This window comes from Winogradskyella vincentii, from assembly GCF_020166345.1.
Lineage (GTDB): Bacteria > Bacteroidota > Bacteroidia > Flavobacteriales > Flavobacteriaceae > Winogradskyella > Winogradskyella vincentii.
Genome location: NZ_JAIUJS010000004.1, coordinates 394,347 through 407,138, shown reverse-complemented (window position 1 = coordinate 407,138; position 12,792 = coordinate 394,347). Strand labels below are relative to the sequence as shown.

The window sequence follows — 12,792 nt, the reverse complement described above, 5'->3', positions numbered from 1 at the left end:
GACTTAGTATTAGTTTGTTTATTGTTTTAACCCTTGGATCCTGGTGGTTTAATTTTTCCGGCACAAGGATTATCTTGCTTTTCTGCATCTGCACATCTTTTCCATGCCTCTTCAAAAGTGTATTTTGGGTGAGGTTTAGGTAACGGTTCAAAGAATAAATCCATTTGTGATAAAGCACAAATAGTACGTTTGTCTATGGCATCTTTAGGCTCAGGCGCACCGATACCATAAGGATTTCCATACCAGCGTTCACATGCTTGACGTTTAGCTTCTTCAGGCTCAATATCTGGATTGTCATGATAAAGTTTTAAAAATGTTGCAGCTACAAGATCTTGCGCTTGGTATTGTCTAATATCCGGAATTTTGTCTGGGTGCTTAGTGCATTTACCGGTTACGCCAGCCGCAATCATATGATTTCCTATAAAATATGGCGTTTCTCTTTTAGAATCTGGTCTTACTCTAAACGTTCCAACTTGCATTACATTTACCTGTGGGATTTTGTTTTCATCTTGCGGTAATATGTCAGTATACGCTGCTCTAAACCATCCAGGTGCTTGAGGGTCGTATAATGGTGAACCACAAATTAAAAGAGGGAGTGTATATTTTCTGTCCTCATCCCAATCTGGAGGTGTAAGATAAAGTTCTAACATTGATTTGATATAATCCCTATCCTTAGGTCCATCAAAAAAGGCAGATGCCATCATAATAGGAAAATAATCGTTTGGATATTCGCTTTCACCAGAACCAGGAGCCGCTATAGGATTAACATCTATAAACGTTTTATAGTAATCTACATCTGTTGGCAGTATTCCGGCTGAGGTCAAAATCCTTTCCCAACGATTCATGGTCATGGCATTATTAAAAGTGGCTAATTGAGGTACAGCCCATGGTGGATAATGCATTAATGTTAGTCCCTTTTGACCCATAATATTGAGGCCTAAAGGTGGAAATAGACACCATTTGGAAGTTCCATCTGATGGGCTATCATTAACATGATAATTCTCCATAGGATTCCAGACCCCAAATTCTTGTAATAACTCCTTTCCTCTTATGGCTTTTTGAGCATTATCTTTGTTAAAGATTTCTACATGTCGTTTGCCAAATGCCACCAATTTAACTTTTGGATCCGTACTTTTTAGTGTTATCTCGTAATTGCTCTTGCTTAGATTAACACTGACATTAATTAAATCGCTGAAACCATCAGCTAGTAATGAACTGCGTGTGTAATGTCTAATAACATCACTGTAATTTTGAAAATTAAGGCTCTTGTCGGCAATTTCAGGATTAGGATATAACTCTTCAATTGGCTCTTTAGCACCCAAAGTATAACTATGCGTAATCATAAATACGATTTTAAGTTAGATTGTAAGCTAATTAATGATTTGGGTATTACAAAAGGACAAAATCTCACCTGGGAATATTTATATGAGATTTTTAGCTATTAAGGATTAGAAAGATAATGATTTTATTTTATTCTCATATTAACAAATGATAATTGCTATTAAGTATTATAGTCAAAAAAGGTTTTTCCTTTTGATACAAATTGGTCATTAAAGCTTTGCAATTTTTTTATAGGATTACCATTTTTTAGGCTTAGTGGTAAACGTGAATAGCCTTCTATTGAAAGTTTCATCAGTTCTTGAGAAATTTCTCGGATTTCCTTAAACTCCATTCCATAGCAAGATTGCTCATATATGCTGTTATAGTTTGGATATTTTGATTTAAGAAGTTGAATAGTATTATCTAAGCTTAACGAGTCATAAATTAGTCCGGCATAAAAACAGATAGGAACCATTTGCCATTCTAGAGGTGGAGAATCTATAGATCTCAATTCTATATAACCTTTTAATCTTACCTCAGGGAAAAGTAGTGAAACATGATTTTTAAGGTGAGTTATATTTGGCCATATACCATTAATTTTATTGTCCATCCAATATTTTAAAGTCATTGTTTTACTCAATACTTTTGGGCCCAAATCAACATTGTAAATTAATGGTGCATTAATAATTAATTTGTAATATGCCTCAACAAGATCTTTTATAGACAGAGATTGAAGTGCCTTTGATAGAGGTAGAATACCCGTTCTGGTTTCATCTAGATGTTGCCATATTTTACTACGGTATGATTTTATAGTAGTATTGTTTTTATTTACATAAGAATTTGCAAAAATTGCTGTTGCGAATGGTACAAGTAAATTAGCACCAACTATGCGTTTAAATTTTGTGTCTTCATCTATTCCAGAATCCATGTTAATATGCATTGAGCATGTTTTTAACATCATTTCCCTACCATAGGGACTTATCTTGTTAAGATACAGTTCCAATGAAGTATACCTTTGTTTTTTAAGTTGATTTGTCAGCTTATCTATTCTTATTGGATTAATACCATTCTGGCCAAAGCAAATTCCTGAAAGAGTACTAACTTCTTTTAAAATATTTTGATGAAATTTAAGTTGGTTTTCGAGGTCATATATATTTACACAAGGTATCGTACTTATTTCTATTTGACTGCCTGGTTCAAATAACAAGCTACTCTTATCAGGAAACACAATTTTATCCACAATTGATTTTGTTTCATCAGAATTAAACATAGCAATACCTCCATATTTTTCGGATATTTTTATCAAAGGATGAATAAGAGGGTTGTCACCATCATACAGTTGAACAGGTGAAATGTCACTTTTAGAATTTTTTTTAAAGGGAAATATTTCTAATTCGACACCTATTCTGTAGTCAATCTTATTATCGATTTTATTATTAAGGCCAAATAACTCCGACTCAATATAATTTAAGATGATATCACGTGTAAGCTTATTTATCTTCATTTAGATTTGAAGCTCTTGTTGTTAAGTGAACGTTATATAGTTTCTGTAAAGCATCTATTGTCAACCTAGCTACATTTTCTCCACAACTTTGGCTAATTTCATTTACTCCTGTAGGACTTGTTACATTTATTTCTGTCATGTAATCACCAATAACATCGAGACCAACAAAGAATAAACCTTGTGATATTAACTCATCTTTAATTTGAGAACAAATCCATAAGTCTCTTTCTGTTAATTTAAAACCTTTTACTTTTCCTCCAACAGCCATATTCCCTCTGTGGTCATGCCCTTGTGGAAATCTTGATATTCCAAATTTTATAGGTTCTCCATTAATTAATAATATACGTTTGTCACCAGAAGATTCAATTTCTGATATATAAACTTGTGCGACTACAAATTCAGTTTCATTTTTAGTAATTTCTTCTATGATAACAAAAGTATTTGGGTCATTCTGATTAACTACAAATACAGATTTACCACCCATTTTATCTACAGGTTTAAGAATAATCTTACCATGTTTTTTTAAGAAAGTTAGTATTGATGCCTTAGAACGTGTTATAATTGTAGGTGGTGAACATTCCGTAAAATTTGATGCATAAATCTTTTCATTTGCATTTCGCAACGCAGACGGTTTGTTCAATACAAGAACACCTTCCTTTTCTGCTTTTTCAAGAATATATGTAGAAATAATATATTCAGTATTAAATGGAGGGTCTTTTCGCATTAAAATAATATCTAAATTATGTAAGGCATCATAATGTTCTTGCTTCACATTATACCAATCTGTAGAATCAGTATTTACTTCAATAGATTTGAACAGACCATATGCAGAATCGTTTTTTATTTCTATAGTATTTAAAGTAAAATAAAATAGTTTCCAACCACGAGACTGAGCCTCTAACATAAGAGCAAGAGTAGTATCCTTTTCAGGGTTAATAGTCTCTAATGGGTCCATTACAAACCCAATTTTTAGTGGTTGCATAGTTCTTCTTTAGAATAGTTGTCTTTCAAGGTAATAAAAAACAAAAGATTTAATTTTCATGACATGAATATAGCTTGTCTTAAATCAATCATTTTATTTGTGTTCAAGATTTTCATAACCTTCCCACGTATGATCAGGTGGATTTTTAATATACGTTTCAATACGTTCTAAAAAAAGATTAATCACTTTGTCTTCTTGATCAATTTTATAAGCAGACTGAAATAGCTTTTGAGCTGCCTTAAATTCTCTAGAAAAATAGAGTTCCATACCCTCATTTACAAATTTTAAAGTTTGTTCCTTTATATCTCGTCGTGCTTTATTTTCTGCATCAATTACTTCATAAAGTTTTACTGCCGTTCCCTTGCCTTTTACAGCAACAAAATCCACCATTCTTAATGAGAAATAATCCTTGTTTTCTATCGTCGCATAAGTTTGTTCTCCAATAAGTAATTTTGCACCATACATTCTTGTTAAGCTCTCAATTCTAGAGGCCAGATTAACGGTATCACCTAATACAGAGCATTGCATACGATTAAGAGCACCCATTGTCCCTAAAACTAGTGGCCCTGTATTTATGCCAATTCCAATACTTATTGGTGGTAAATTTTCACTTTCTGAGGATGAGTTAAAATTTTCTAATGCTCTTGTCATTTCTACCGCAGCTTTAACAGCCTTAAAACTTGAAGTTGGGAATAATGCCATAATTTGGTCACCTTGATAGGAGTCAATAAATCCTCCCATATCTTTAATTACAATTCCCATTTCATTGAAAAGTCTGTTTAAAAATTTAATAACAGCTTCAGGTGAGAGTTTTTCTACTAATGGAGTGAAATTTAAAATATCAGTGAAAAGAACATTCATATCCATTAATACAGATTCGCCAAGTTGTACATTGGTAATGCTATCATGGCCTAAATGTTTAAGAAACTGGCTCGGTACAAAACGCTGTTGCGCTTTTAAAAGGTTTTCTTGTTGCTCGTAAATTCGTGCATTTTCCATCGAAATGGAGGCTTGACTTGCCAATAAGTTAATAACCTTAATCCTTTCTTCTGTAAAAGCACCATATGTTATATTATTTTCTAAATAAATAGCTATTGGCCATTTGCCATGTTGTGGTAATGGAATACACGAAATGGACATCGGTTTATTCTTTTTTAAATATGGGTCTGAGGAAAAGGCGTGTATATCACTAGCATTATCAATTACTATTGGTTCTTGCGTTCTTATTGCTGTGTTAATTAAAGTAAGTGGTAAAACAGGAATGTCATCTTTGTCTTTTAAATTCTTCGTTATTTTTAACTCAGTTTTTTTACTATCTCTGTATTTAATTAGGCGAATTTTATTTTCCTTTTGAATGACAATAAACCCTCTTTGTGCACCAGCATTTTCCATTAAAATATTTAATGTTGATTTTAATAGTTTGTCTAAAACTAATTCTCCAGAAATTGTCTGTGAGGCCTTTAAAATAGAATTGAAATCTAGGAATGTGCTTTGACCAGAATTTGACTTATAATTAGTTTGATGAGATGCATTAGTTGCGTTGTTCATTTTGGTTGAAATGCCATACGACCTTACCATTTCATTTACCTTTCTGTGAGCTCCCCATCTATAATATAAATATTGAGATTCTTTAAGGTAACCTTCAGCAGCTTTATTTAAATTGTGCTTTAAAAAGAATTTTCCGGCAAACTCATTTGCCATAGCTTCATCTTTTCTGTAAGAATTAATTTTAGCAAGTTCTATGGCTTTTTCATACAATGGTAAAGCCTTATCCATTTCACCATTAATATTTGCCAATTCAGCTTCCATTAAATAATATAGGTGGTTGAAATTTTCTGGGCATTGTTTTACCCAAGCACCAACAATATCCTTGTTTTGTATCATTTTAGATAAGTAGTCATTCTTATCTAATGCACTATTCCTATGAACCAGCATTGCTCGTACTAAAAATGCAACAATATGAAATCTAGTCTCTTGGGGAAGCGCCATAAATGAGGATACTTTCTCTTCTAGTTTAATAATGTGTGGTAATGCGCCTTCTGGGTCATTATATAATAGATGAATTTCTGCCTTATATAAATGGTGATTACAAATACCTGTCATAAAGTGACGTTCGTGCATGCCTGACAAACACGCTTCCTCGTCAAAATTTTCATCAGTTAGTGAGAATTCATCCTCAGTTAACCCCATAAAATTAAGTTGCATTTGTAAAAACAGAGTGCCGGAATCTAATGAATCTTTGTACTCGCACTCTTTTACTATTTCGAGCAATTTAGTATGCTCATTAGATGAGACTTCTAGGTCTAAAGATGGGTCCCAAATGATGCAATCTTGTGCACTGTAGGCCAAGTATAATAGATCACCGGATTGATAACCTGCCTCAATGCCTTTTCTAAACCAAGGAGTCATTGTAGACCAATGATTACTCCAATGATGTACAAACATTGCATAAACATAAATAATACGGGCTTTAAGTGTTAAATTTTCTAATTTTTCGCTCAGTTTTACACCTAATTTCCCATATTCATAACCTTTGGTAGTATCGTTAAAATGACCACATAATAACATGCCATACGCGGCATAAGAAAATGCAGTTTCTGGGCTATTCCCATAATGAAGTCCAATATTCACTGATTTTAATACCAAATACGGAAACATTTCACCACTACCAGATAAAAATGCTGCTGGAAATATTTCCATTATTAGTTGACTTGCAATTCGTGCCTTTTGGTCCTGTATTTCAGGTAAATCAATTAATTCCGCAATTTCTCGGTTGTTTAGGTTCTTTTTTATCAACTTAACCTCATTGTCTACATCTTTGGCAGTTGGTTTATCATTAAAATTAAAGCCCAAGATAGAAAGCCCTTCAAAAGCCGCATTTATAGACTCTTTCATTCTTTGAGTCGTAGAATACTGTCTAGTTCTAGAGGATAATACTAAACCTTTCTCAATAGGTGTTTTTGATTCTCTTAAAAGCGTGTCCGTTAGTATATCGGCATTCTCCCAATCTCCTGTTAAGTAGTAACTATATTGTAATTCGTGGTGAAGATCCCAAGTTAGCTGATAGTTTTTTTTCCAAGACTGTTGTCCAAGCATTTCACACCCTATTTTTAAATAGTCTAATGCTGATGTGTAAGCTGATGATTCTTTAGCTTTAATACCAGCCTCTAAATTGAGTTCGGCAAGTTGAGTTCTTTGGTCTTGTTCGGTAATTAAACGCCTTCCTATGTTTAAATGATTAATAGTATCTAGAAATTGCTCTTCTCTATTTAATTGTGTTGATTTATTGAGAAGCAATCTACCAATGGAAAGGTGAATGGTTTCTTTTTTATTTTCTGGAATTTGCGAATAAGCAGCTTGCTGTACTCTGTCGTGCTGAAATTTGTATAAAGGATTAATTGTTTTAGCCGACTTTAAACTACCGTGATTTGTGCCTTTAATATCCTCAAAAAATTTATAATTATCATCAAGGGGAACTATCATATGTTGCACAAGGGCCTCATGTAAAAAAGCACCAGTTTTGGCTAATTTACTTTCTTGAATAATTGATAATGTTTTTAGGTCAAATGTTGCACCAATACAAGCCGCAAGTTGTAATGATTTTTGAGTATTTTCTGGAAGTTCTAATTGCCTACTTACTATAATATCTATTACATTTTCTGAATAATTCTCTTCGTCTAGAGCTGTTATATTGCAATTCCAAAATCCTTTATCATTATCAAAATAAATAACATCTTTATCTTTTAGATTTTTTAGAAGTTCAATAGAAAAAAATGGATTTCCATTTGTTTTTTCGTAAACTTTTTGTGTCAGCTCAATCGCTAAATTATCATCACAAAGTAAGGTGTCTTTTATTAATGTTTTTGTTGCTTTATTATTGAGAGGACCTAGTTTTAAATTATCAACAAATTTTTTCTTTTCAATTTCTCTCAGTGTTAAGTTTAGAGGATGGGTGGTGTCTATTTCGTTATCACGATAAGCACCTATTAAAAACACATAGTTTAACTCTTCAGTTAATACCATTTGTTTAATAAGGTTTAATGTTGGAATATCACTCCATTGTAAATCATCGAGGAAAATAACTAATGGATAATTTTCACTTCCGAAAACGTTAATAAAATTTATGAAATGCGTAAGAAATCGGTGATGACTTTCTTCTACCGGTAGCTCTAAAATAGGGTCTTGTGGACCAATAATTAATTCTAATTCTGGTATATAGTCAATGATTAATTGGCCATTCTTGTCTAGGGCTTTAATTATCTGATCTTTCCAATAATTCAAACGATTTTCGGGTTCACCAAGTAGAAGTTTTATTAAATTACTAAAAGCGCTAACTATAGTTGTATAAGGTGCATTTTGTTTAAATTGATCAAATTTTCCTTGTATTAAATATCCATTTTTGCTTGCAATACTTCTACCTAATTCCTTTACGATAGCAGTTTTTCCAACACCAGAATAACCAGAAACAAGACAAAACTCTACACTCCCAAGACTTGCATTTTGGAAATAGGATTCTAATTTCTGGATTTCATTTTCTCTACCATAGAGCTTTTGAGGAACTTTAAATTTTTGGGATATATCAGATTGTGCAATATCAAAATGAAAATCATTACCATGAACTTTTATTTGTTCTGCACATTTTTTTAGGTCAATTAACAGTCCATGATTACTTTGATATCTGTTTTCTGCATTTTTTGAAACAAGTTTTAAGATTATTTGAGATAATACTTCTGGCACATTCTTATTAATAAGATTAGGTGCTACAGGCTCTTTACTTATGATACAGTACACCCATTCTAAATCGTCGTTAGCTTCAAAAAGATGCTTCCCTGTAAGTAACTCATAAAATACAGCACCTAATGCATAAAAGTCTGATCTGTAATCTACACCTCGATTAATTCTTCCTGTTTGTTCTGGAGATAAATAAGGTAAAGATTTGTCACTCCAATTGGCTAATGAGGTAGATTCTAAATACTCCTGTGATAGCACAGAAGACATATCGAAATCTATTAATTTAATTTGTTTTGTTTGAGGGTTTATCAGAAAATTTGAAGTTTCAATATTGTTATGGACTATACCTACTTTATGAACCGTTTTAAGTGCATTGACAAGATTGACAGCAATTGACAAAAAATCATTTACTGAAAATATTTTTTGAGGTAGTTGAGATTGAAATTTATTTAGAGTAATGCCAAAAGATTCTATAGCTATAGCAACATTACCAATTCCGTATTCAATAAAATCAAAACCAGAAATGATAGTATCATCATTGAATTGGTTTAAAATTTCAAATTCTCTTTTAATCTTTAATACATCTTCATTTTTAAGAAGCTCTGAGTTAAAGGTTTTAATTACAACTTCTAAATTATCTGATTTTCGCTTGGCTTTATATATTATATGGTTTTGAGATTGATGAATCTCTTCTAAGATGTCATACCCAGGTATAACGTCTAAATTTTCTTTTTTTAATTGAACAGACATTAAATATTGAAAGCTTCTTTGAATCTATCATGAAATGCTTCTTGCGCTTTATGCAGAAGTGGTGTTCCATGACCACAAAGCGCATGTTTGAAATTCACTTCTTTTAGTCTTATAAAATCGTCAGCTTGTGGTTGACTGGTGTGCATCCACGCAGGCCCTAGGTTTGCTGGTTGGAAAAAGTTCATTTGTGTCATGGTTTCTACTGTAGAATCATCAAAAAATTCGTCTGGTCCTACCCAATTTTGAAGTGAATCACAAGCGATCATTATACCGCCTTCTTTGTTTAATTTAATAATACACTCTGGTCGTTGAACTGTAGTAAAAACGAATAAAGATGAATCTTTCACAGGTAAATCACCACCTACAACTAGTGGTTTGTCAATTTTTAAAGAACTTTCTATAGTCATATCTGGTAAGGCCCAAAATTTTGCATTGTATCGATTTATATAAAATGAATCATCTATACCATGCATATCTCCGAGTCTTACAACATTTGTTACTTTTCCTAATTGGTCTAGAGCTTTTAAACCTTCTTCATCTAGTTTTACAGAATTAAAAATTGTGAGGTTGCCATCTTCTCTAACAATTGTCATATTCCTACTGAATTGCCACATCGATCCAAAGAATTCATTTTTCATTGTTCCGGTTACAAAAAAGACATCGTTAAAGATTTCCTTTATTTCTCCATGATTTACTATTTCATTTTGATTGCACATGATTATTTATTTAGTTAGTTATAATTGGTTGTATACAAATTTACCTATACAGTTAAATTCCTTTGCGTATTCATGCAAGTATATATTAATATAATTAATTCCTTCTTTACCTATGTTACCATTTATTACATCATTAATAGTCTCATTTCCGGTACTACTATCTAATCGTTTTAAATGAAAAAGCGTCATATCTTTTCCTCCAAAAATATCAAAAAGGCAATCTAGTTCTGGTCTTGAGTTACGCATGTCAAAAACATATCCATTTAAGGCTGTTAAGTGGGTTTTGTTAGATAGTTCTTCTTCGTTATAGACAACATTATCTTTTAAAGTGACTTTAAATTTTGGATACTCAGGCATTCGGTGTATCGGATGACTTTTTATGTTGTCAATGTAGCTTTGTGTGAGACCTGCATGTTCTGCACCTGAGATAATAATATTTTTATAGCGTTCTGTTGGTAGACAATTATTGTCTATAAATGCAGGTAAACCTACATATGTAAGCGCTTTAATAATACCATTGCTTGTTTCAATAGCTACTTCAATTCTATCATAACCTATTCCGTAAGCTTCTAATTTGTCTAAAGGTATTAACGATTCATCATTACACTTATGAACAACACCTTCTACATTATCATTTTCATTATTAGTTTGCTCAATATTACCCATACCGCCTTCATGCTTAAACCAATGTTGTACATTGAATCGTAAACGCCAGCCTATAAGCCTGCCTTTTTGAGATGAAAGAGGGTCCACACCTTTTGCTCTTAGAGCTTTTAAGTTGATATTAGAACCATAGCCAAAATAATGAAACATTTTTTAGTTGTGTTTTTAAATCAAATCTAATTTTTGTCAGAATAGCTTACAAATAAAATATTGTTTGATACTGAAAACTTAGGTTTATGACCGTTTATTTCATTTCCTCTAAAATCCTGAATTTGGGAGTCAGATAAGTTATTTGCCGATAGGATAGCATATGCTGTATCATATTTAAATCCATTTTCTTTATCTAAGTAAAATGAGAATTCAGCTACTGGAGTATTTAAATTAAAATCCTTGGCAATATTTAAAGTTGTTGGATTATCTCCAATTCTAATTTTTATTAAACCTCCTTTTAATATTAAATTTTTAATTGTTAGAGGGCCTTTGTGATAACTTAAATCTAGCTCACCATTACCAATGAGCTCAACACTAGAATTGTCTCCTGTGCTGTTGTCATTAAAAAGTATTTGCCCACCATTTCCACCATTTATACCACCGTGTGCAATTAATGTGGCTTCTGCAGCTGTAGTTTCGTTAGAGAAGGAGGTATATCCGCCATTAGCGCCATTGACAGTAGCGCCTAAATTTATAAATGTTGCTTTTTCCGCAGTTGGAGGTTCTATGTAATCACCTTCATTGTACATACTAAATTCAGTAAATCCACCAACGCCATTTTTAATTGGACTTGGGTAATTCCAAAATGTGCCATTTCCTGCAGAAGGATAGTTTTTGGTTGGTTTACTTATTGAAAATATAGTGTGTCCTGCCGATGAACGAACATTAGTGATACTTCCATAATTATGGAAATTTCCATTGCCAGCAGTACAAGTTGCATATTTTGCAGTGAATTCAGTATGTCCTCCACCACCTAGATTATTTCCTGACGCACCATAGTTATGAAATGTAGCCACACCAGCCGTTGCACCTTTTTCTGTTTTTATTATAGGGTTATTGCTAAATATATTAGGATTGTTGTTAAAACTAGTAACACCTCCATAGGCACCATCAACTTTGGCAGCTCTATTATAAAACAAGGCATTTCCGGCTGATGCAATACCATCAAAAGCAACATCGCCACCATTTGCTTTTTTTACATTGCCACCATAGTTATCGTAGGTGCCAAAAGCTGCGGTTGTCTCATCGTAAAATTGTGTATTTCCACCATCACCGCCGCTAACTGTACCTCCAATATTGGTAAATACTGCTTGCTCAGCCGATGCTTTATCATGGAACACCGCATTTCCAAAAGTATCACCATCTGAGCCAAGAGTTCCAAAAACTGTAAAACGAGCCTTACCAGCATTAGATGAGTCGCAAAAAGTTACTTCAGCTCCAACCGTACTGTTTTCTTTAGGTGGTGCTTGTTTACCTGTACGTATGGTGAAAAATGCTGATCCAGCAGTTGATTTATCAAAAAAAGCAATAACGCCGCCACCATAACTTTTATTTAGTGATTTTGGCCCTGCATAATATAGCATATTAAAGTTGCCTGCAGATGCACTATTGGTAAATTTTAGTTGAGGTGTTTTACGACCTACCCCTTTTGATGTTACACTGAAACACTGTTGTCTTTTAGAATTATTTATTACTCCTTTTCCGTCAATTGTTAAGGCTGGTCGTTTTTTATAAACTTTAATATTGAAGTTGAAACTAGGCGCTTTTTTTGTAAATTTTATTTGATTAATTGTTGCGTTACTGTTTTTTTTAAAACCAACTAAAGTTTTACATGATTTTGAAAATATAGCAGTTTTATTAGGAATTTTATCAGATTTCCAATTAGCCTTAGAATTCCATAAATTATCATCTGGTTTGGATTTCCACTCAGAAGAATCGATCGTATTTGACATATTTCTAGCTTTTTAATTCAATTTGTATTCATTTGAGATTTGATAGGCAATCTTTTATGACGACTATTGATCAAAGCAGTCGAAATTCAATTTATAGGACAGTATAAGTCATATACTGATTTTCAAGGTAAGAAATTTATTATTAATTTTATAATCAATATTTACAGATAACAAAAAAGCAAG

At 32.6% G+C, this 12,792-nt stretch carries 7 protein-coding genes; all 7 read right to left on the bottom strand.

The features are described from left to right. Positions 1-26 precede the first annotated feature (26 nt). The 7 genes from LBV24_RS10405 to LBV24_RS10375 all read right to left on the bottom strand — a co-directional run bounded on the left by LBV24_RS10405 (position 27) and on the right by LBV24_RS10375 (position 12,609). Positions 27-1,343 carry a hypothetical protein gene (locus tag LBV24_RS10405; RefSeq protein ID WP_224478584.1) on the bottom strand — a complete coding sequence of 439 codons (1,317 nt, stop codon included), beginning with the start codon at positions 1,341-1,343 and terminating at the stop codon, positions 27-29. 158 nt (positions 1,344-1,501) lie between these two features. Further along, positions 1,502-2,824, bottom strand: a complete 1,323-nt coding sequence (locus LBV24_RS10400) for a glutamate-cysteine ligase family protein (protein WP_224478583.1) — start codon at positions 2,822-2,824, stop codon at positions 1,502-1,504. Next, positions 2,811-3,806: a glutathione synthase gene (gene gshB, locus LBV24_RS10395; protein WP_224478582.1), complete on the bottom strand. Its 996-nt coding sequence runs from the start codon at positions 3,804-3,806 to the stop codon at positions 2,811-2,813. The genes LBV24_RS10400 and gshB overlap by 14 nt, the downstream gene beginning before the upstream one ends. 93 nt (positions 3,807-3,899) lie before the next feature. Then, entirely contained in the window at positions 3,900-9,287 is a 5,388-nt protein-coding gene (locus LBV24_RS10390) for an AAA family ATPase (protein WP_224478581.1), read from the bottom strand. Next, complete coding sequence (locus tag LBV24_RS10385; protein WP_224478580.1) at positions 9,287-10,003, bottom strand: hypothetical protein; 717 nt, start codon at positions 10,001-10,003, stop codon at positions 9,287-9,289. The genes LBV24_RS10390 and LBV24_RS10385 overlap by 1 nt, the downstream gene beginning before the upstream one ends. An 18-nt stretch (positions 10,004-10,021) precedes the next feature. Then, positions 10,022-10,816: a gamma-glutamylcyclotransferase family protein gene (locus LBV24_RS10380; protein ID WP_224478579.1), complete on the bottom strand. Its 795-nt coding sequence runs from the start codon at positions 10,814-10,816 to the stop codon at positions 10,022-10,024. Between the two features lie 26 nt (positions 10,817-10,842). Continuing rightward, on the bottom strand, positions 10,843-12,609 hold the full coding sequence (locus tag LBV24_RS10375) for a hypothetical protein (protein WP_224478578.1): 1,767 nt from the start codon (positions 12,607-12,609) through the stop codon (positions 10,843-10,845). Between the last annotated feature and the right edge of the window lie 183 nt (positions 12,610-12,792).